This is a genomic window from Citrobacter youngae (assembly GCF_003818115.1).
Classification (GTDB): Bacteria; Pseudomonadota; Gammaproteobacteria; order Enterobacterales; family Enterobacteriaceae; genus Citrobacter; species Citrobacter youngae.
In genome coordinates this window covers 105,365-125,855 of record NZ_RPOI01000014.1, presented here as the reverse complement: position 1 = coordinate 125,855, position 20,491 = coordinate 105,365, and the positions used below count along the sequence as shown (strand labels likewise).

Annotated in this window: 17 protein-coding genes and 1 pseudogene; 9 read left to right on the top strand and 9 right to left on the bottom strand. The window is 52.2% G+C overall.

What is annotated here, in order from left to right; genetic code table 11:
• Positions 1-85: 85 nt before the first annotated feature.
• Positions 86-487 (bottom strand): annotated as a pseudogene (locus EHN13_RS11980) (MGH1-like glycoside hydrolase domain-containing protein); the annotation flags it as partial.
• 70 nt (positions 488-557) lie between these two features.
• Entirely contained in the window at positions 558-1,937 is a 1,380-nt protein-coding gene (ygjG, locus tag EHN13_RS11975) for a putrescine aminotransferase (RefSeq protein WP_167335587.1), read from the bottom strand.
• A 430-nt stretch (positions 1,938-2,367) separates the two neighbouring features.
• Here ygjG and EHN13_RS11970 point away from each other — a divergent pair, with 430 nt between their 5' ends.
• Positions 2,368-3,888 (top strand): methyl-accepting chemotaxis protein, encoded by a 1,521-nt coding sequence (locus EHN13_RS11970; RefSeq protein ID WP_048213331.1) that lies wholly within the window; start codon positions 2,368-2,370, stop codon positions 3,886-3,888.
• Between the two features lie 318 nt (positions 3,889-4,206).
• Positions 4,207-5,772, top strand: coding sequence for a methyl-accepting chemotaxis protein (locus tag EHN13_RS11965; RefSeq protein WP_124021441.1), 1,566 nt, complete (start codon positions 4,207-4,209; stop codon positions 5,770-5,772).
• Here the strand turns inward: EHN13_RS11965 and EHN13_RS11960 are convergent.
• A complete protein-coding gene (locus tag EHN13_RS11960) occupies positions 5,769-6,389 on the bottom strand; it encodes a PadR family transcriptional regulator (protein WP_124021455.1) in 621 nt (206 codons plus the stop codon). The two genes, EHN13_RS11965 and EHN13_RS11960, sit on opposite strands and share 4 nt — an antisense overlap.
• 238 nt (positions 6,390-6,627) lie before the next feature.
• Here EHN13_RS11960 and EHN13_RS11955 point away from each other — a divergent pair, with 238 nt between their 5' ends.
• Positions 6,628-7,410 carry a siderophore-interacting protein gene (locus EHN13_RS11955; RefSeq protein WP_061068652.1) on the top strand — a complete coding sequence of 261 codons (783 nt, stop codon included), beginning with the start codon at positions 6,628-6,630 and terminating at the stop codon, positions 7,408-7,410.
• Here EHN13_RS11955 and EHN13_RS11950 read toward each other — a convergent pair.
• Positions 7,407-8,255: a helix-turn-helix domain-containing protein gene (locus EHN13_RS11950; RefSeq protein ID WP_040230561.1), complete on the bottom strand. Its 849-nt coding sequence runs from the start codon at positions 8,253-8,255 to the stop codon at positions 7,407-7,409. The two genes, EHN13_RS11955 and EHN13_RS11950, sit on opposite strands and share 4 nt — an antisense overlap.
• 67 nt (positions 8,256-8,322) lie before the next feature.
• On the opposite strand from EHN13_RS11950, the gene cfa reads away from it, so the two are divergent.
• Positions 8,323-9,477, top strand: coding sequence for a cyclopropane fatty acyl phospholipid synthase (gene cfa, locus EHN13_RS11945; protein ID WP_048213327.1), 1,155 nt, complete (start codon positions 8,323-8,325; stop codon positions 9,475-9,477).
• A gap of 90 nt (positions 9,478-9,567) precedes the next feature.
• On the opposite strand, the gene EHN13_RS11940 is transcribed toward cfa, so the two are convergent.
• Positions 9,568-11,226, bottom strand: a complete 1,659-nt coding sequence (locus EHN13_RS11940; RefSeq protein WP_048213326.1) for a glycerone kinase — start codon at positions 11,224-11,226, stop codon at positions 9,568-9,570.
• Positions 11,227-11,786: 560 nt separating this feature from the next.
• Between EHN13_RS11940 and EHN13_RS11930 the strand changes: the two genes are divergently transcribed.
• Complete coding sequence (locus tag EHN13_RS11930; RefSeq protein WP_005131422.1) at positions 11,787-12,884, top strand: glycerol dehydrogenase; 1,098 nt, start codon at positions 11,787-11,789, stop codon at positions 12,882-12,884.
• A 92-nt stretch (positions 12,885-12,976) separates the two neighbouring features.
• Positions 12,977-14,902 (top strand): dihydroxyacetone kinase operon transcriptional regulator DhaR, encoded by a 1,926-nt coding sequence (gene dhaR / locus EHN13_RS11925; protein ID WP_048213505.1) that lies wholly within the window; start codon positions 12,977-12,979, stop codon positions 14,900-14,902.
• Here dhaR and EHN13_RS11920 read toward each other — a convergent pair.
• From EHN13_RS11920 to EHN13_RS11905, 4 genes are read right to left on the bottom strand one after another with little or no spacing between them, the layout of a single operon-like run.
• On the bottom strand, positions 14,880-15,410 hold the full coding sequence (locus EHN13_RS11920) for a cob(I)yrinic acid a,c-diamide adenosyltransferase (protein WP_124021440.1): 531 nt from the start codon (positions 15,408-15,410) through the stop codon (positions 14,880-14,882). The genes dhaR and EHN13_RS11920 overlap by 23 nt on opposite strands.
• Positions 15,411-15,764: a glycerol dehydratase reactivase beta/small subunit family protein gene (locus tag EHN13_RS11915; RefSeq protein WP_124021439.1), complete on the bottom strand. Its 354-nt coding sequence runs from the start codon at positions 15,762-15,764 to the stop codon at positions 15,411-15,413. It lies immediately after the preceding gene.
• Positions 15,765-15,780: 16 nt separating this feature from the next.
• Complete coding sequence (gene dhaT, locus EHN13_RS11910; RefSeq protein WP_048213323.1) at positions 15,781-16,944, bottom strand: 1,3-propanediol dehydrogenase; 1,164 nt, start codon at positions 16,942-16,944, stop codon at positions 15,781-15,783.
• Positions 16,945-16,966: 22 nt separating this feature from the next.
• Positions 16,967-17,395 carry a GlcG/HbpS family heme-binding protein gene (locus EHN13_RS11905; protein ID WP_061068649.1) on the bottom strand — a complete coding sequence of 143 codons (429 nt, stop codon included), beginning with the start codon at positions 17,393-17,395 and terminating at the stop codon, positions 16,967-16,969.
• A gap of 393 nt (positions 17,396-17,788) precedes the next feature.
• Here EHN13_RS11905 and EHN13_RS11900 point away from each other — a divergent pair, with 393 nt between their 5' ends.
• The 3 genes from EHN13_RS11900 to EHN13_RS11890 are packed head-to-tail and all read left to right on the top strand — an operon-like array spanning position 17,789 to position 20,483.
• Positions 17,789-19,456: a propanediol/glycerol family dehydratase large subunit gene (locus EHN13_RS11900; protein ID WP_101742441.1), complete on the top strand. Its 1,668-nt coding sequence runs from the start codon at positions 17,789-17,791 to the stop codon at positions 19,454-19,456.
• An 11-nt stretch (positions 19,457-19,467) separates the two neighbouring features.
• Positions 19,468-20,052, top strand: coding sequence for a propanediol/glycerol family dehydratase medium subunit (locus EHN13_RS11895; protein WP_040230555.1), 585 nt, complete (start codon positions 19,468-19,470; stop codon positions 20,050-20,052).
• Positions 20,053-20,054: 2 nt separating this feature from the next.
• On the top strand, positions 20,055-20,483 hold the full coding sequence (locus EHN13_RS11890; RefSeq protein WP_124021438.1) for a diol dehydratase small subunit: 429 nt from the start codon (positions 20,055-20,057) through the stop codon (positions 20,481-20,483).
• Positions 20,484-20,491 lie beyond the last annotated feature (8 nt).

Here is a 20,491-nt window from a genome sequence, read left to right as displayed (position 1 = left end):
CGCCGCGTAAAAGGGAAAAGGGGAATGCCGTGATTGTGATGGGATTCAAAAAAGAGGCTCTCCTTTTCAGGAGAGCCAATCGACGTTACTGCTGTTTAAGAAAATCGTTATACAGCATGTAGAGATGCGCGGCGCTCCAGGAGAAGTTAGGTGCGCCCTGCTGTGCGCCGGTCAACGGGTTGTAGTTTTCCTGAATTGGACCTTCTGCCGTCAGCCCTTTGGCATGCTGGAAGAAAGTATCGGCCAGTTTTAATGCTTCAGCGCGATAGCCATAACGCGCCATCCCTTTTAGCCCGAACCAGAACTGATCCACCCAGACGCGTCCGCGCCAGTATATGTCCGCGCCGAAGGCTGGATTGGTCAGTGCTGCGGTGCCAAGTGGGACATATGTGTTGAACTCTTTCGGATCGAGCATCACGCTAACTACCGCATCCGCATGGGATTGTGTGGCCGCACCGTTAAACAGCGGTGACCAGCCTTCCGGTCCTTAACCGGCCTACAAAGGAGGTCCTTTAGTAGACCGGATAAGATACGTTAGTATCGCCATCCGGCAGTGGTTACACCTGCTCCACGCTCACCCGTAATGCGGCCAGGGCTTTGCGGGTTGATCGCAATACCAGTTCGCATTGCTCGATCGTTAATGTTAACGGCGGTTCGATACGGATCGTCTTCGCGTTATTCAGTGTTCCGGCGACCAGCACTCGCTGACGGAACATTTCACTGGCAAAGCTGTAGCCAATCTCATTATCGACAAACTCAATCGCCATCAGCATGCCTTTGCCGCGAACGTCGTGTACCAGATCCGGATATTCACGCGCCAGATGACGGAAACCATCCAGCAACATATCGCCTTTCTGCTCTGCCTGAGCGGGTAAATTTTGCTCCAGCAGGACGTTAATGGTCGCCAGCGCCGCCGCGCATGAGAGCGGGTTGCCACCGAATGTGGTGGTATGCAGGAAAGGATTGTCGAACAGGACGGAGAACACTTCTTCAGTGGCAATGGTCGCGCCAATTGGCATTACGCCACCCCCAAGCGCCTTGGCCAGACACAGAATGTCAGGCTGCACGTTTTCATGTTCGCAGGCGAACATCTTGCCGGTGCGCCCCATGCCGGTTTGCACTTCGTCGAGGATCATCAGCGCGCCAAACTCATCGCAAAGTTTACGTACCGCGGTTAAATACCCTTGCGGCGGCAGGATCACGCCTCCTTCCCCCTGGATTGGCTCCAGAATCACGGCGGCAACATCGTCGCCGGTCTTTTTGCATTCGCTCAGGACGGTGCGCATGGCATCAATATCGCCAAAAGGAACATGGCGGAAGCCCGGCAGCAGCGGCATAAACGGTTTGCGGAAGGTTGATTTAGCGGTGGCGGATAGCGACCCCAGCGATTTACCGTGGAAGGCTCCGCTGGTGGCAATAAATGTAAATTTACCGCGCGGCGATTGATACGCTTTCGCCAGTTTTAGCGCCGCTTCAACCGACTCGGTCCCACTGTTACTGAAGAAACTGTATTTCAGCTTTCCGGGAGCCAGTGCAGCAAGCGTTTTTGCCAGCATGGCCCGTAATGGGTCAAGTAATTCCTGGCTGTGCAGAGGTTGTTTCGCGAGTTGATTCTGTACGGCGGAGACCACTACTGGATTACGGTGCCCCACGTTGAAAATTCCAAAACCTCCCAGGCAATCGACAAACTCCTGTCCCTGGGTGTCGACAAGCGTATTCAGGCTTCCCGCTTGCCACTCTACGGCTCCGTAATCCCCGCCGGCAGTTACAGATTTTCTATACTCTAAGAACCCCGGATTGACATGCTCTTTGAAGTAATCAATCACCTCTCGGTTTAGTGCTTTCATTTCCTCATGATCAAGCGTTCGCTTCTCGATGAGATTCAGTGCGTGTGCGCTGCAGGCCAGAGCCGATGCGCTGGAAGGTAACCTGTTCAAAATATGCTCCCGGAGCTCGCGTATCACATGATACTGAATTAAGTATTGCAGGGATTGCGCCATCCCGACGCGCTTAACGAAAATCGGGATAAACACCAGGGAAGATCTTGCTTGTACAACATTTAATCTCAAACATTAACATTTGCTGGCATTTTGCCCAGGTTTACGCGCGTAAAACCGACGAGAAAAACGCGTTATTGCGCTAAAAGTGGGCGAAAATTGCACTATTGCGGTGCGCTGAGTGAAGGCGCGTTGAATAGTTACGCAATGAAAGTATTTTAAATCAATGAATTAGAAAACATACAAATTTTGAGGTTTAATCGCAAATTGCGATCTAAATCAAATTTAACAACTAAAGTTAAAAAGATTAGCGCCGAAATAACATAAGCCGAAAGAGTTAACAACCAGATAACCTGCACAGGACGCAACCATGTCTTCTCATCCCTACGTTAGTCAGCAAAATACACCGCTGGATGATGATATCACCCTCATGTCGACCACCGATTTACAAAGCTATATCACCCATGCGAACGATACCTTTGTTCAGGTCAGCGGCTATCAACTGAATGAATTGCTTGCTCAGCCGCACAACCTGGTTCGTCACCCGGACATGCCGAAAGCGGCGTTTGCGGATATGTGGTACACCCTGAAACAGGGGGAACCGTGGAGCGGTATTGTGAAAAACCGGCGGAAGAATGGCGATCACTACTGGGTGAGGGCCAATGCGGTGCCGATGGTGCGGGAAGGACGCGTAACCGGGTATATGTCGATCCGTACCCGGGCGACGGAAGCGGAAATCGCGGCGGTCGAACCTTTATATAAAGCACTCAATGAAGGCCGTTGTCATCGGCGCGTCCATAAGGGGCTGGTGGTACGTAAAGGCTGGTTGGGTAAACTCCCGTCGCTTCCGGTTCGCTGGCGGGTACGCAGTGTCATGGCTTTTATGTTTGTCATCCTGGCAACTGCGCTACAGCAGATGGGCGCTGAATGGCCGCAACTGTTGGTGAGCGCGCTGGTGATGATGCTGGCGACGGTTATTTTCGAATGGCAGATTGTGCGCCCCATTGAGAATGTTGCCCAGCAGGCACTGAAAGTCGCGACCGGTGAGCGCAACAGCGTGACCCATCTTAACCGTAGCGATGAACTGGGTCTGATGCTACGGGCGGTGGGGCAGCTAGGGTTAATGTGCCGTTGGCTTATTCATGACGTGTCGAGTCAGGTCAGCTGTGTGCGTAACGACAGTGAAACGCTGGCGAAAGGCAGCGATGATTTAAACAAGCATACGCAGCAGACGGTAGAAAATGTGCAGGAAACGGTCACCACCATGAATCAGATGGCGGCATCGGTGAAGCAAAACTCTGCGACAGCAGCGGCGGCTGACAAGCTGTCTATTGCCGCCAGCAGCGCAGCGACACAGGGCGGTGAGGCGATGGATACAGTCATTAAAACAATGGACGATATTGCCAACAGCACCCAACGGATCGGCACTATCACGACCCTGATTAACGATATCGCCTTCCAGACAAATATTCTGGCGCTGAATGCGGCGGTTGAAGCGGCCAGGGCTGGCGAACAAGGAAAAGGATTTGCGGTGGTGGCCGGAGAGGTACGCCATCTTGCCAGTCGTAGTGCAAGCGCAGCAAATGACATCCGTAAACTGATTGATGCCAGCGCCGACAAGGTGCAGTCCGGCTCCGATCAGGTTCATGCCGCAGGGCGGACAATGGATGATATTGTGGCGCAGGTCCAGAATGTGACGCAGTTGATTGCTCAAATCAGCCATTCAACGCTGGAGCAGTCAGATGGTCTTTCCAGCCTGACCCGTGCCGTAAATGAGTTGAGCAATATTACGCAGAAAAATGCCGAACTGGTCGAAGAGAGCGCGCAGATTTCAGCAATGGTGAAACATCGTGCCGGTCGCCTGGAAGATGCGGTGACCGTGCTGCATTAATTCTCACCCTATCCCATTTTCCCGCCAAACGCTTATCGTCCCCGGTAGGCGTTTTTTGTAATGATTTTGTTAATCATATATTAAATAATACCACTTTGGTATTACGATTCTATTTTCCTTATTCCGTTCTGACCGCGAGCGTCCTGTTTTTAAATATTGTTAAATATCGCTTATATAACGATCGGTCTTGCTTTATTCATCGTCAAAAACTATTTCGTAACATTGATGAAAATTAAAAAACGATCAATATCATAAAGTTAGGTGAGTATTGACCGATAAGGATATCTGTCTGAAGAAAACTGTCTCCAGGGAGAAAATATGTTCTTGCATAACGTAAAGATTCGCTCGAAATTATTTATCGCGTTTGGTTTGTTTATTGTACTGATGATGGTGAGTTCGGGCCTTTCGCTGTTGAGTCTGGATCGTAGTAACAGTGGGATGCAGAACATCATTACCAATGACTATCCGATTACGGTAAAAGCCAATCTGCTCATTGATAATTTTCAGGAGTTTGTCAGTACTCAACAATTGATGTTATTGGATGAGGAAGGCAAATGGACCCAGGCGTCCCAGAAAAAGCTCGATACCATCAGCCAGCAAATTTCTGCTCTGCTGGATGCGCTGAGTGCTGCACCTCTCAATGATGCATCCAAAAAAATTGTTGCGGATATCCGCGATGTGCGTGAGCAGTATCTGGCTTCCCGATTCCGCATTCTGCAGGCGCTGCAGAATCACGATCGCTCCGGTGCGATGCACGAGATGATGACCCGCACGGTGAATGTGCAGCAGGCGTATAAAGCAAAAGTGCAGGAATTGATCGCCATTGAAGATGCCCAGATGCAGAAGGCGGGCGCTCAGGTGGAATATGATTTCCACACCAATCGCGCGCTGTTGATTACTCTGGCGCTGATAAGCATTGCCGCCGGTTGTGTGATGGGTTGGTATATTGTGCGCTCAATTACCCGACCTCTTAATGAAGCCGTGCAGTTTGCCGAGGCGATTGCGCAGGGCGACCTTACTCGCAACATCAGTATGGAACAGAAGGATGAGACCGGTGTGCTGCTGCAAGCGCTGATGGCAATGAAAACCCGACTGTTAGAGATTGTCGAGGACGTGCAAAACGGCTCCGAAAATATCTCTGCGGCGGCGGCGCAGATTGTCGCGGGTAATCAGGATTTGGCTGCGCGTACCGAAGAACAGGCAAGCTCGGTAGAACAGACTGCGGCGTCAATGGAACAAATTACCGCGACGGTCAAAACGACGGCAGACCATACCCATGAAGCGACGAAGCTGTCTACGGGAGCGGCGGCGGTGGTGAAAAACAACGGTGAGATGATGAATCAGGTGACGCAGAAAATACGCGTGATTAATGAAACCTCTAACCGTATGTCAGAGATTATCAACCTGATAGATTCGATTGCTTTTCAAACCAATATTTTGGCGCTGAATGCGGCTGTCGAAGCGGCGCGCGCCGGTGAGCATGGACGTGGTTTCGCGGTAGTAGCCGGAGAAGTGCGTCAACTGGCGCAAAAAAGCGCATCGTCTGCCAGTGAGATCCGCAATCTGATTGAAGACTCCACCAGTCAAACCCGGGAAGGACTGGTGCTGGTTGAAAAAGCCAACGCGTTGATCAATGGAATGGTCACTAACGTTGAAGAAATGGATGTGATATTGCGGGAAATCGGTCAGGCCAGCCGCGAGCAGACGGACGGTATTTCGCAGATTAACAGTGCGATTGGCCTGATCGACACCACCACGCAACAGAACTCCTGTCTGGTAGAGGAGTCCGTTGCGGCAGCGGCGTCATTAAACGAACAGGCATTACACTTAAAAGAGATGATTAAAGTGTTCCGCGTACGTAAAGAGGACGCGCAGCCTGCTTAATCAAGCTGGGTGATGTCCAGCGATGCGCGATCGATAATACCGATGATCTTCTTGATTTGCGCTTCGCTGGTGTCACCGTGATTGACCCGCAGATCCAGCACGGCTTTAAAATTCTCCAGTGCTCTTTTCATCTGTGGATTCTTGCGTAATTCAAAGCCGACACAGCGTGCTTTAATACGTTCGTGGATATGTTCCAGATGTTCCTGGTTCTCTTCCAGCCATTGCAGGCCTTGCTCGGTGATTGTGATTTGCTTACGTCCGCCTTCCTCGTCACGGATGGCGATAAGCGACTGATCCTGCAAGAAATCCAGTGTCGGATAAATCACGCCCGGGCTTGGGGTGTAATTACCCTGAGTCAATGTTTCAATGGCTTTGATTAGCTCATAACCGTGACTGGCATCGCGGGTCAAAATATCGAGAATCACCAGCCGTAATTCGCCGTGGCCGAAGAAACGCTGACGTCGACCGCCACCGCCGCCGCGACCGTGGCGGTGTCCGCAGCCATGCTCATGGTGGTGTTCTTTGTTACAGCCTTCGTGATGACGTTCTTCACCTTTACAGCAGCCTTCGTGCTGGTGTTCTGCATGTTTGCAGCACCCTTCATGATGATCTTGCATCATTCATCTCCTGACGTTATTTAGATATATCTAATTTATATCTAAACTTTTTCTATTTGCAAGTGCATGCAGAAATATTAATTTAATTTATTGATTTATATATTTATTTTTTTTGTTTCACGTTTGAGGGGCGCTATCCATACTCTATCAAAAAAGTTCTTGCAATATTCTCAATTAGCAATCATTATCATTTAAAATTTATTTAGATATATCTAATCTCTGTCACGAAGGCGAAAAAATGACAAATAACATTCCACGCTATCCACAGCGCGTTCGCAATGAGCTGCGCTTCCGTGAACTGACCGTCCTGCGGGTTGAACGTATCAGCGCGGGTTTCCAGCGCATTGTACTGGGCGGTGACGCTCTGGATGGTTTTAGCTCACATGGTTTTGACGACCACACCAAGGTCTTTTTCCCTGAGCAGGGCAGTCACTTTGTGCCGCCCGTAGTGACGGATGAGGGGATTGTCTGGCCGGAGGGTGTGCGTCCGGTATCCCGTGATTACACGCCGTTGTATGACCAGGCACGCCATGAACTGGCGCTGGATTTTTATATCCACGACGGCGGCGTGGCGAGTACGTGGGCGATGAATGCGCGTGAAGGTGACAAATTGACGATTGGCGGACCGCGTGGCTCGCTGGTGGTACCAGAAGATTATGCGTACCAGGTTTACGTGTGTGATGAATCTGGAATGCCTGCGCTACGTCGTCGGCTGGAGGCGATCGGTCGTTTAGCGGTACGTCCAAACGTCACGGCGCTGGTTAGCGTACACGATGCAGCGTATCAGGATTATTTCGCTCATCTCGATGGTTTTACGATTCAGTGGTTTGTCGGCCATGACGAACAGGCAGTGAATGATCAGCTTTCACAGCTGACCGTACCTGCACAGGATTATTTCATTTGGATAACTGGCGAAGGAAAAGTGGTGAAAAACCTGAGCGCCCGCTTTGCTACTGAGGCTTTCGATCAGCAGTTGGTGCGTGCCGCGGCTTACTGGCATCAACGTCGGAACGTTAATTAATAATGTGACGGTGAAACGCCAAACGCCTGGCGGAATGCATAACTAAACGCTGCGGTGCTTGAATATCCCACATCGAGCGCCACGGCGGTTACGCTTTTATTTTTCTTCAGCATGAGTACAGACTCCAGAATTCGCATTTTTTGCTTCCAGACGCTGAAGGGTAATCCGGTTTCTTTTTTGAAATGACGCGAAAAGGTACGGGCAGACATACCCAAATGTTGTGCCCAATACTCTACTGAATGTTCCAGCGCCGGTGACGCTTGTATTGTTCGGCACACATGGGTTAATTCACGATCCTGCGGCCAGGGTAATACAAAGGCGACCTCTGGTAATTGCAGAATAATGTCAACCAGCACACTGACCAGTTTGCCTTCTTTTGACTGGCTATCATAATGGCCTGAAATTGAATTCGTGGCGTAATGAATAAACTCTCTGGCGAAATCACTGATCGCCACGACTTTACACTCATGGATACTTTCTTCGAGAAAACCCGGTTTAATATCCAGATTCTCTAAATGCACATCATCCAGCGCCCAAACTGCATGCTCAGTATTATTGGGGATCCAGATGCCGTAATGCGCGGGGATTATCCAGCACTTGCCGGCGACATCAATGCGCATACTGCCTTTGCGGGCAAAATGAAACTGCATAAAAGCGTGCGAGTGCTGCGGAACATGGTGGTTGGCTTCCAGGACATAAGAGCGAAAGTAAACGTCCTGCGGCAGTTCTGCCATGGAATCGTCCGGGAAGGAATTCCAATGTTTTTGCGCGAGAGTTTCCATAAATAAATCGTCAATGCTCCCGGTGGTGTGGCCGCTGTTCGATAGATCTTGTCCGCAAATCATAATACATACATTCTTTTTTCCATAATAATCTTGCGTAATAATTAATAGCCCACTTTTGGTAAATACCATGAACACGCTTTGTTCAGATGCTGTCATCGTCAATGAAACAAATGATAACTGGACCCGAATGGGAAAAGAGCTGCTCCAGCAAGCAGATATTCAGATCAATGGTTCCCGCCCCTGGGACATTCAACTTCATCATGCCGGTTTCTTTAAACGGGTGCTGCAACAAGGCTCCCTGGGGCTTGGCGAAAGCTATATGGAAGGCTGGTGGGACTGTGAACGCCTCGATGTTCTGTTTTGCAAAATTCTGAAAGCAAAACTCGACCAGCAAATGCCGGGAAATCTGAAAGATATATTACGTATTGCCAGCGCCCGCCTGTTTAATTTGCAGTCTCGCAGTCGTGCGTGGATTGTCGGTAAAGAACACTACGATATTGGCAACGATCTCTTTGCACTCATGTTGGATCCCCACATGCAATATTCCTGTGGCTACTGGAAAGAGGCAACCACTTTAGAAGACGCGCAAAACGCCAAATTAAAAATGATTTGCGAGAAGCTGCAACTGAAACCGGGTATGCGTTTACTCGATATTGGTTGTGGCTGGGGCGGGCTGGCCGAATATGCGGCGCGTCATTACGGCGTGGCGGTAGAAGGCGTCACTATCTCGAAAGAGCAGCAAAAAATGGCGCAGCAGCGCTGTGAAGGGCTGGACGTTAATATTCTGCTGCAGGATTATCGCGACCTCGATAAACACTACGATCGTATTGTCTCCGTGGGGATGTTTGAACACGTAGGGCCGAAAAACTACGACACCTATTTCAGCATCGCCGACCGTTGTTTAAAACCGGATGGGCTGTTCCTGTTACATACTATTGGTAGCAATAAAAAAGGGATGAGCGTCGATCCGTGGATCAATAAATATATTTTCCCGAATGGCTGCTTACCGGCGATTTCTCATATTGCTGAAGCGAGCGAGTCGCGATTCGTGATGGAAGACTGGCATAACTTTGGCAGTGACTATGATAAAACGCTGATGGCCTGGCATGCGCGGTTTAATCAGGCGTGGCCGGAGCTGTCATCGCGTTATTCCGCGACTTTCAGAAGGATGTTCAATTATTACCTGTGCGCTTGTGCTGGTGCGTTCCGCGCCAGAGATATTGAGCTGTGGCAAGTACTGTTTAGCCGGGGCGTAGAAGGCGGGATCCGCGTTTATCGTTAACGTTCCGCCGGATGTCGGCGTTGCCTTATCAGGCCTACAAAGCTTTGCACTCGTAGGCCTGATAAGCGCAGCGCATCAGGCACTTATGGCTTATCCCAACTCACTCTCTGCCAGTGCTTTAAACACCATCGCTACGGCGTGCGCGCCGGGATCCATATTGCCCAGCAGGCTTTCGCCGCTGAGATACGATGCGCGGCCCGCATTGGCTTTGCTCGACAGACAGGTACGTTCTGCGCCTGCCTGTGCGGCGTCAAAAGCGGCTTGCAGGTTTTGCGGTTGTGCCAGCAGAGACGTCAGTGCGGGTTGCAGCGCGTCAATCATCGTACGGTCACCTTCGTCTGCACCACCGTAGAACTTCATCTGCGCCAGGCCCGTATTCAGCGCCTCGGCAACGTTAGCCCCTTGTTCGAGTTTCTGCCCGGCGGCGGTAAAGAAGATGGACATCAGTACGCCGCTGGACCCGCCCATCACCACGGTCAGGCGTTCGCCGATCAGGGCGAACAGCGTGGCAAGGTTATCCAGTGGCAGTCGCTGACGATGCAGCAGGTCAGCGATTTCACGTGCACCAGCGGCAAAAGTTGAACCCGTATCACCATCGCCTACTTTGGCATCCAGAGCGTTGAGGTGTGTTTCCAGATCGGAAAGCGTTCCGGTGACCTGCTCAATAATCCCGGCAACCAGCGTGTTGGCTGAGGGCTGAAATTCGACACGCGCGCTGCGCTGCGATGACGGCACACAGTTGATTTCGCGTGGTGGGACCGGGGTTGGCCAGCTGCTGGTTTCTACTTCGGTTAACAGTGCTTTTTCGATGCTCTCTTCCAGTACGATGGCGGTCAGCGAGAAACCTTTCATATCCAGGGCGGTGACCAGCGAGGCCGGGCCAATCAGCCAGTCGATACGCGGATGCAGTGGGCTGTTTGCCAGTTCCCGAGTGATAATAGCCATTTCAGCAACGGACACGCCGCCCAGGTTATTAATCATTACTGCCAGACGGCCGGTTTCGGGCAGTGCCGCCAGCAGTTTATCCACCATCAAATTCACCACCTGCGCACTGTTTTGCGTGTCGATAACCGAAGCACCTGGTTCGCCGTGAATGCCCATGCCCAGTTCGGCATGGCCCGCATGATGGCGCGGTGCGGCGTCGGTTTCCTGCGGCAGGTGGCAACTGGAAATGGCGACACCCAGGCTGAAGGTGTTACTTGCTGCATACTGCGCTTCACGCAGGACGGTAGCGAGGTTGTAGCCGCGTTCAGCGAAATAGCCTGCCACTTTATGAACCAGGATGGTGCCCGCAATCCCGCGAGGATGCTTGTTATCCGGCAGGGAGATATCGTCGCCGACAATCAGCATTTCGACGTTATAGCCAAGGCGGCGTGCTTTTTCGGCGGCGAGGCCGAAGTTAAGACGATCGCCGGTGTAATTTTTAACGATCAACAGACAGCCTGCCTCGCCAGTTACCGCCTGGATTGCGGTCAGCACTGCATCTACGCTCGGGGACGCAAACACGTCGCCGCAAACCGCAGCGGTGAGCATGCCTTTACCGATAAAACCAACGTGCGCAGGTTCGTGTCCCGAACCGCCGCCAGAAATGACCGCCACGTTATCTTTGTTGAGATCGCGACGTACCACGATGCGAATAGCCGGATCGCTTTCCAGACGCGCCAGATTGTTCCACGGACTGGTGATAATCGTACCGTCGATGACGTCGTTAACGAGTTGGGTACGCTGATTAAAAAAGAATTGAGACATAACGGCTCCTCGAGGTTGAGTGTAAGACAAACCCCCGAATGCATTGTCATGGTGCGGAGGCGATGGGGAGATTCTGGCGGAGTCAGCGTGGAAAAAAACAGCGACAAAATGAGTTTCATTACGGAACGTAATTGTTATTTTTTGTTCCGTAATGGAACGCATTTGTGAGATGAACGATCACAATGCGAGCCCGCTCGACTTTTTTATCGCCTTTTCAATGCTGGCCACACCGCACAGTAAACGTTTTGTTACTGCTTTTAACGGCGTCAGAGAGGGGCAAAGGGAATTTGATTTTCGCGTTCTGCAAGGATTTATCGGAAAATGAACGGATCGGGATCGCAAACCTTAGTATTTTCAGGGTTAACCGTTTCAATATGGAACGCATGTCATTTTTATCTGTTTCATATCAGAACAAAAAGACGAATGATTTTTTTGTTCCCGCCTCGCCATACAGTTATTGCATCGCTCCGGTCTCCCGTTTTCGCCGTTCGCAATAGGCTAAACAGGTTAACGCCAGGGCTCACCATGTAAAAACATGTACTTATTTGAGGATGAAAGGAATGCTAAAAGTTATTCAATCTCCAGCCAAATATCTCCAGGGTCCTGACGCTTCTACCTTATTTGGTCAATACGCTAAAAATCTGGCAGACAGCTTTTTCGTGATTGCAGATGACTTCGTCATGAAACTGGCGGGAGACAAAGTACTCAATGGCCTGCACAGCCACGGTATTAGTTGCCACGCGGAACGCTTCAATGGCGAATGCAGCCATGTTGAAATTAATCGCCTGATTGCCATTCTGAAGCAGCACGGTTGCCGTGGTGTGGTTGGGATTGGCGGTGGGAAAACGCTGGATACAGCCAAAGCGATCGGTTACTACCAGAAACTGCCGGTGGTGGTGATCCCAACTATCGCCTCAACTGATGCGCCAACCAGTGCGCTGTCTGTTATCTATACCGAAGCCGGTGAGTTCGAAGAATATCTGATCTACCCGAAAAACCCGGATATGGTTGTCATGGATACGGCAATTATCGCCAAAGCGCCGGTACGTCTGCTGGTAGCCGGGATGGGCGATGCGCTCTCGACCTGGTTTGAAGCAAAAGCGTGTTTTGATGCCAGAGCGACCAGCATGGCGGGAGGACAGTCCACGGCGGCGGCCCTGAGCCTGGCGCGCTTGTGCTATGATACGTTGCTGGCAGAAGGTGAAAAGGCTCGCCTGGCGGCGCAAGCTGGCGTGGTGACCGATGCTCTGGAACGTATCGTGGAAGCGAACACTTACCTCAGCGGCATCGGCTTTGAAAGCAGCGGTCTTGCAGGGGCGCATGCGATCCACAACGGCTTTACGATTCTGGAAGAGTGCCACCATTTGTACCACGGTGAAAAAGTCGCCTTTGGTACGCTGGCGCAACTGGTGCTGCAGAACAGCCCGATGGAAGAGATCGAAACGGTGCTGAATTTCTGCCAGAAAGTAGATCTGCCGGTAACGCTGGCGCAAATGGGCGTGAAAGACGGCATCGACGCTAAGATTATGGCCGTTGCGAAAGCCACCTGCGCGGAAGGTGAAACCATTCACAATATGCCGTTCCCGGTGACGCCTGAAAGCGTCCATGCCGCTATTCTGACGGCAGACCTGCTGGGACAGCAGTGGCTGGCACGTTAATCAGACGTCGGTAAGCCTTTTATTTGGCATCTTCTCCCCCTCTGGCAGTCTCTGCCGGAGGGGTTGTCTATGGTAAAACAGCGGAAATGGATATGACGGCGCACACTCATGGCATCGGGAAGGAAGTCTCTTCGGTCATTGCTCAGTCATGGCATCGTTGCAGCAAGTTTATGCAGCGGGAAACCTGGCAGGCACCGCATCAGGCACAGGGACTGACTTTTGCGTCGATTTGTCGCCGTAAGACTGCGCTACTGACGATTGGACAGGCTGCGCTGGAAGATGCCTGGGAGTTTATGGATGGACGTCCGTGCGCACTGCTGATTCTGGATGAATCGGCTTGTATTCTCAGCCGGTGCGGCGATCCGCAGACGGTGGAACAGCTGGCGGAACTTGGCTTTCGTGACGGTAGCTACTGTGCGGAAAGCATTATCGGCAGTTGTGCGCTATCGCTGGCAACGATGCCAGGGCAGCCGACAAAAACCTCTGGCGATCAGCATTTTAAGCAGGCGCTGCATCCGTGGTCGTTCTGCTCGACGCCGGTATTCGATAACCATGGTCGACTGTTTGGCTCTATTTCCTTGTGCTGTCTGGTAGAGCATGAGTGCGTTTCTGATTTGTCCCTGACGCTGGCGATTGCCAGAGAAGTCGGCAACTCTTTGCTGACTGATAGCCTGCTGGCCGAATCTAACCGCCATCTGAATCAGATGTACGGACTGCTGGAAAGCATGGATGATGGCGTGATGGCGTGGAACGAGCAGGGCGTTCTGCAATTTCTTAATGCCCGTGCCGCTTTGCTTTTACATCTGGATGCACAGGCCAGCCAGGGTAAAAACATTAATGACTTGCTCAATCTGCCCATGCTGCTGCGCCGGGCGATAAAACATGCCCGCGGCCTGAATCACGTCGAAGTCACCTTTGAAAGTCAGCATCAGTTTGTTGATGCCGTCATTACCCTGAAGCCGATTGTTGAAGAGCAGGGCAACAGCTTTATTCTGCTGCTGCACCCGGTCGAACAAATGCGCCAACTGATGACCAGCCAGCTCGGAAAAGTCAGCCACACCTTTGAACAGATGTCGACGGATGACCCGGAAACCCGTCGGCTGATCCATTTTGGTCGCCAGGCGGCGAGAGGGAGTTTCCCTATTCTGTTGTGTGGTGAAGAGGGAGTGGGTAAAGAGCTATTGAGCCAGGCTATTCACAATGAAAGTGAACGTGCCAGCGGGCCGTATATCGCCGTGAACTGCCAACTGTATGCCAACAGCGTGCTGGGGCAGGATTTTATGGGCAGTGCGCCAACCGATGATGAAAACGGTCGGCTGAGCCGCCTTGAACTGGCGAACGGCGGTACGCTGTTTCTGGAAAAAATTGAGTATCTGGCACCAGAGTTGCAATCCGCGTTGTTGCAGGTTATCAAGCAGGGCGTATTGACCCGCCTTGATGCCCGCCGCCTGATCCCGGTAGATGTCAAAGTGATTGCTACTACCACGGTTGATCTCGCCAACCTGGTGGAGCAAAACCGCTTTAGCCGCCAACTGTATTACGCGTTACACTCCTTTGAAATTGTTATTCCACCGCTGCGGGCACGGCGTAACAGCATTCCGGCGCTGATTCATACACGCTTAAATAGCCTGAAAAAACGCTTTTCATCCAGCCTGAAGCTGGACGATGACGCGCTGGCGCAACTGGTGGCCTACTCGTGGCCGGGCAATGATTTTGAACTCAACAGCATTATCGAAAATATCGCCATTAGTAGCGACAATGGCCATATTCGCCTGAGTAATCTGCCGGATTATCTGTTTGCCGAACGTCCGGGTCTGGAAGCAGCATCTTCACTGCTGCCGGCCAGTCTGACGTTTACCGCCATCGAAAAAGAGGCGATTATTCATGCCGCCCGCGTCACCAGCGGACGTGTGCAGGAAATGTCGCAACTGTTGAATATTGGCCGCACAACCTTGTGGCGCAAGATGAAGCAGTACGACATCGATGCCAGCCAGTTTAAGCGCAAACATCTGGAGTAGTTTCTTCAATTCTCGCCATCGAAAACAGCGCATCTGACAGACGATTGATGTAACGCTTAAGCTCATCACGCAGCGTCAACGTTCTGTCCATGGCGATGAGGAGTCGCTCCAGCCGACGCGCCAGCGTGCGCGCAACGTGTAGCTGTGCCGATGCGAGGTTTTTCCCCGGAATAACAAACTCTTTTAGCGGACCGCTTTGCGTCATATTGCGATCAATAAGCTGCTCCAACGCCTGAATATCCTCGGGACTAATCGTCTGCGTTAAGCGAGCAAGACCCTTCTCATCGCTGGCAAGTTCCGCGCCGAGCACAAACAGCGTCTTCTGGATGGTATGTAAATCCTGGCGAAGCTCTGCCAGTCGCGTGCTGGCGTAGCAGACGCCAAGCTGGGAAATCAGTTCGTCCACGGTGCCATAGGCATTCACGCGGATATCGTCTTTGTCGATACGGCTGCCGCCAAACAGCGCGGTTGTGCCCTTATCACCAGTGCGGGTATAGATACGGTACATTTATGTTATCTCGCTGAAAGGAAGCACTTTGACCAGTTGACCGGCATTGGCGCCAAGCGTGCGGATCTGCGCCATTCCGGTGGCGATATGACCACGGATCAGCGCCCGATCCTCGGGCAACTGGGCGTGGGTTAAAGCAATATCACCCGTGGCGTTAAGACCAAGACCGACACGCAGCGCGGAGCTTTTGGCCGCAAGTTTGCTCAACGCCAGCGCACAGTCATTCTCGTCGCAACAGACCGTCCGGCATGGGACGCCTTGCTCTTCCAGTCCCCAGCACAGTTCATCAAGCGCGCGGGTATCCTGCCAGCGTGGGTGATAAAACAGATGTACGCCCGGTGATGAAAGTGACATTGCGCCCCCTGTACTATCAGAATGCCTGACGGAAGATCTCGGCAATTTCTTTCTCGTTCCCTTTGCGCGGGTTAGAGAAGGCGTTGCCGTCCTTCAGCGCCATTTCCGCCATGTACGGGAAATCGGCTTCTTTGACACCCAGATCGCGCAGATGCTGCGGAATGCCGATGTCAGCAGAGAGACGAGCAATGGCGTGAATGGCCAGTTCGGCGGCATCCATGGTGGAAAGTCCGTCAGTGTTTTCGCCCATAAACTCAGCGATATCGGCAAATTTTTCCGGGTTAGCGATCAGGTTATAGCGCGCCACGTGCGGCAGCAGTACGGCATTCGCCACGCCGTGCGGCATGTCGTACAGACCGCCAAGCTGATGCGCCATCGCGTGAACGTAGCCGAGATTGGCGTTGTTGAAGGCCATACCTGCCAGCAGCGAAGCATAGGCCATATTTTCACGGGCTTTCAGGTTGCTGCCCAGCGCTACGGCCTGACGTAAATTACGCGCGATCAGGCGGATCGCCTGGATAGCGGCGGCATCGGTGACCGGGTTGGCATCTTTGGAAATATAGGCTTCCACGGCGTGGGTCAGGGCGTCCATCCCGGTGGCGGCGGTCAGCGGGGCGGGTTTACCGAGCATCAGCAGCGGGTCATTAATGGAAACCGACGGCAGGTTACGCCAGCTGACGATCACGAATTTCACTTTGGTTTTGGTATTGGTCAGCACGCAGTGGCGGGTGACTTCGCTGGCCGTACCGGCAGTGGTATTCACCGCGACAATCGGCGGCAGCGGGTTGGTCAGGGTTTCAATCCCGGCATAGCTGTAGAGATCGCCTTCGTGCGTGGCTGCGATACCGATACCTTTACCGCAGTCATGCGGGCTACCGCCGCCGACAGTAACGATGATATCGCACTGCTCTTTACGAAAGACCTCCAGACCGTCGCGCACGTTGGTATCTTTAGGGTTCGGCTCTACGCCGTCAAATACGACCACCTCAATCCCGGCTTCACGCAGATGTGCCAGCGTTTTATCTACCGCACCGTCTTTTATCGCCCGCAGACCTTTATCGGTGACCAGCAGCGCTTTTTTACCGCCTAATAGTTTGCAACGTTCGCCGACAACGGAAATAGCATTTGGGCCAAAAAAGTTAACATTCGGCACAAGGTAATCAAACATACGATAGCTCATAATATACCTTCTTAGATTTAAATTATAGTTCAGAGAAACAATTCAATGCGGTCTCAGCCAATAATCTATCTTGTTCCACAGTACCGCCGCTAACGCCGACGGCACCAATTAATTGACCGTCAAATACAACAGGTAAACCGCCACCAAAAATAACGATTCGCTGTTGGTTGGTTAGCTGTAAACCATATAGAGAAGCACCTGGTTGTACTGCATCGGTAATTTCATGGGTGCCCTGCCGCAGACAGCAGGCGGTCCAGGCTTTATTGAGAGAAATATCACAACTGGTGACAAACGCCTCGTCCATGCGCTGCATCAGTAGCGTGTTTCCGCCGTGGTCGACCACGGAAAAGACCACCGGAACGTTGATTTCAATCGCTTTTGCCTCGACGGCAGTCGCCATTTTCTTTGCGGCCGCCAGCGTAATGGTGGCGATTTGTTGGCTCTTATTCACAGTATCTCCTGACAAGGTTGTAGGGCTGAGGTCGCAAAAAATATCGCGCTACAGCTATTTTTTCTCATTGGGTTTTCTGTATTTTCTCGCGACGCGTTATTAAGTCAATAGTGTGGATTTTTCTAAAATATTAATTTAATTCCCTGCGTTCGGCATTTGTTGATAATGATCATTTAAGCGCGTCACAATTCTTCATGGATATTCCTGTTGACCGTTTCAATATGAAACGCTGACATTTAAATATGTATCAAATTGGAACGTAATTAATTTTATTTTTTTATCGGCCTGCTCATTTAAAGTTCGGCTATTGCTGATAAAGGCGATTGCTGGGGGGATAGAGCACCAGCGATACAGCCTGGCGTCCCTATTCTTTATCTTTTGAGTCTATAAACTATGAGAAGATCAAAACGATTCGAAGTTCTTGCGAAGCGCCCTGTAAATCAGGATGGGCTTATTGGCGAATGGCCGGAAGAAGGTCTGATCGCCATGGAAAGTCCCTACGATCCAGCCTCTTCTGTGAAGGTGGAAAAGGGTCGTATCGTTGAACTGGACGGCAAGCGCCGCGCCGAGTTCGACATGATTGACCGCTTTATTGCCGACTACGCGATAAACGTGGCTGAAACCGAGCGTGCCATGCAGCTCGACGCACTGGAGATCGCCAGAATGCTGGTGGATATCCACGTCAGTCGCGAAGAGATCATTGCCATTACCACCGCTATTACCCCGGCGAAAGCGGTGGAGGTGATGGCGAAAATGAACGTGGTAGAGATGATGATGGCGCTGCAAAAAATGCGCGCCCGACGCACCCCCTCTAACCAGTGCCACGTGACCAACCTGAAAGATAATCCGGTGCAGATTGCCGCCGATGCCGCTGAAGCGGGGATTCGTGGTTTTTCCGAGCAGGAAACGACGGTCGGGATTGCCCGCTATGCGCCGTTTAACGCCCTTGCGCTGTTGGTCGGTTCTCAGTGTGGTCGCCCTGGCGTACTGACACAATGTTCTGTTGAAGAGGCTACTGAGCTGGAGCTGGGAATGCGTGGGTTAACCAGCTACGCCGAAACGGTGTCGGTCTACGGAACGGAATCGGTATTCACTGACGGCGACGATACGCCATGGTCAAAAGCGTTTCTCGCCTCGGCCTATGCGTCCCGCGGCCTGAAGATGCGCTATACCTCCGGTACCGGTTCGGAAGCCTTGATGGGCTATTCCGAAAGTAAATCGATGCTGTACCTGGAGTCGCGCTGCATTTTTATCACCAAAGGCGCGGGTGTACAGGGGCTGCAAAACGGCGCGGTTAGCTGTATCGGCATGACGGGCGCAGTGCCGTCGGGGATCCGCGCGGTACTGGCGGAAAACCTGATTGCGTCGATGCTCGACCTTGAAGTGGCCTCGGCTAATGACCAGACCTTCTCACACTCCGATATTCGCCGTACCGCCCGCACCCTGATGCAGATGCTGCCCGGCACCGACTTTATCTTCTCTGGCTATAGCGCCGTCCCCAATTACGACAACATGTTTGCCGGTTCTAACTTCGATGCTGAAGACTTCGATGATTACAACATACTGCAACGTGACCTGATGGTTGACGGCGGCCTGCGCCCGGTAACCGAAGAAGAAACCATCGCTATCCGTAACAAGGCGGCGCGGGCTATCCAGGCGGTATTCCGCGGACTGGGCCTGCCGACTATCAGTGATGAGGAAGTGGAGGCTGCCACCTACGCTCACGGCAGCAAAGACATGCCTGCGCGCAATGTGGTGGAAGATCTGGCGGCAGTGGAAGAGATGATGAAGCGCAACATTACCGGGCTGGATATCGTCGGGGCGCTAAGCGGTAGCGGATTTGAAGATATCGCCAGCAATATTCTCAATATGTTGAGACAGCGCGTGACCGGTGATTACCTGCAAACATCGGCCATTCTGGATCGTCAGTTCGACGTCGTCAGCGCCGTCAACGACATCAATGATTATCAGGGACCCGGCACCGGCTATCGCATCAGTGCCGAACGCTGGGCAGAAATTAAAAATATTGCGGGCGTGGTTCAGCCCAGCTCGATTGAATAAGGCGGTACACCGTGGAATGCACAACTGAACGTAAGCCCGTTTTTACCTTGCAGGTCAGTGAAGGCGAGGCGGCAAAAGCAGACGATCGCGCTGATGAAGTGGTGATTGGCGTCGGGCCGGCCTTTGGCAAGCACCAGCATAAAACCCTGATTGATATGCCGCACAACGCGATTCTGAAAGAGCTGGTGGCAGGGATTGAAGAAGAGGGGCTGCATGCGCGAGTGGTGAGAATTCTGCGCACCTCTGATGTCTCTTTTATGGCGTGGGATGCGGCGAACCTCAGTGGCTCCGGCATCGGGATTGGCATCCAGTCGAAAGGGACCACGGTGATTCATCAGCGTGATTTACTGCCCCTGAGTAACCTTGAACTCTTCTCTCAGGCCCCGTTGCTGACGCTGGAAACCTATCGCCAGATTGGAAAGAACGCTGCGCGCTATGCACGCAAAGAGTCGCCCTCGCCGGTTCCGGTGGTCAATGACCAGATGGTGCGCCCCAAATTTATGGCCAAAGCCGCGCTGTTTCACATTAAAGAAACCAAGCATGTGGTGCAGGATGCTGCGCCTGTCACGCTGCATATTGCATTAGTAAGGGAATGACAATGAACGACAACATCATGACCGCGCAGGATTATCCTTTAGCTACCCGCTGCCCGGAGAAAATCCTGACCCCCACCGGGAAACCGCTAACCGATATCACCCTTGAGAATGTGCTGGCGGGACATGTAGGGCCGCAGGATGTGCGTATTTCTCAGCAAACGCTGGAGTATCAGGCGCAGATTGCCGAACAGATGCAACGTCACGCCGTGGCGCGCAACTTCCGCCGCGCGGCCGAACTGATTGTCATCCCGGATACCCGCATTCTGGAAATCTACAACGCGCTACGTCCGTTTCGCTCTTCATTCGCGGAGCTACAGGCGATCGCTGATGAGCTGGAACATACCTGGCACGCGACGGTGAACGCCGGATTTGTGCGTGAGTCGGCAGAGGTGTATCAGCAGAGAAACAAGCTGCGTAAAGGCAGCCAGTGACGGAGGGA

What these genes read in the sequence shown, in the direction of transcription:
- dhaT (WP_048213323.1), bottom strand. Translation starts at nt 16,944, where the DNA reads ATGAGCTATCGTATGTTTGATTACCTTGTGCCGAATGTTAACTTTTTT.
- EHN13_RS11900 (WP_101742441.1), top strand. Translation starts at nt 17,789, where the DNA reads ATGAGAAGATCAAAACGATTCGAAGTTCTTGCGAAGCGCCCTGTAAAT.
- EHN13_RS11955 (WP_061068652.1), top strand. Translation starts at nt 6,628, where the DNA reads ATGACAAATAACATTCCACGCTATCCACAGCGCGTTCGCAATGAGCTG.
- EHN13_RS11940 (WP_048213326.1), bottom strand. Translation starts at nt 11,226, where the DNA reads ATGTCTCAATTCTTTTTTAATCAGCGTACCCAACTCGTTAACGACGTC.
- EHN13_RS11960 (WP_124021455.1), bottom strand. Translation starts at nt 6,389, where the DNA reads ATGCAAGATCATCATGAAGGGTGCTGCAAACATGCAGAACACCAGCAC.
- EHN13_RS11890 (WP_124021438.1), top strand. Translation starts at nt 20,055, where the DNA reads ATGAACGACAACATCATGACCGCGCAGGATTATCCTTTAGCTACCCGC.
- EHN13_RS11915 (WP_124021439.1), bottom strand. Translation starts at nt 15,764, where the DNA reads ATGTCACTTTCATCACCGGGCGTACATCTGTTTTATCACCCACGCTGG.
- dhaR (WP_048213505.1), top strand. Translation starts at nt 12,977, where the DNA reads ATGACGGCGCACACTCATGGCATCGGGAAGGAAGTCTCTTCGGTCATT.
- EHN13_RS11930 (WP_005131422.1), top strand. Translation starts at nt 11,787, where the DNA reads ATGCTAAAAGTTATTCAATCTCCAGCCAAATATCTCCAGGGTCCTGAC.
- cfa (WP_048213327.1), top strand. Translation starts at nt 8,323, where the DNA reads ATGAACACGCTTTGTTCAGATGCTGTCATCGTCAATGAAACAAATGAT.
- EHN13_RS11970 (WP_048213331.1), top strand. Translation starts at nt 2,368, where the DNA reads ATGTCTTCTCATCCCTACGTTAGTCAGCAAAATACACCGCTGGATGAT.
- EHN13_RS11950 (WP_040230561.1), bottom strand. Translation starts at nt 8,255, where the DNA reads ATGATTTGCGGACAAGATCTATCGAACAGCGGCCACACCACCGGGAGC.
- EHN13_RS11965 (WP_124021441.1), top strand. Translation starts at nt 4,207, where the DNA reads ATGTTCTTGCATAACGTAAAGATTCGCTCGAAATTATTTATCGCGTTT.
- EHN13_RS11920 (WP_124021440.1), bottom strand. Translation starts at nt 15,410, where the DNA reads ATGTACCGTATCTATACCCGCACTGGTGATAAGGGCACAACCGCGCTG.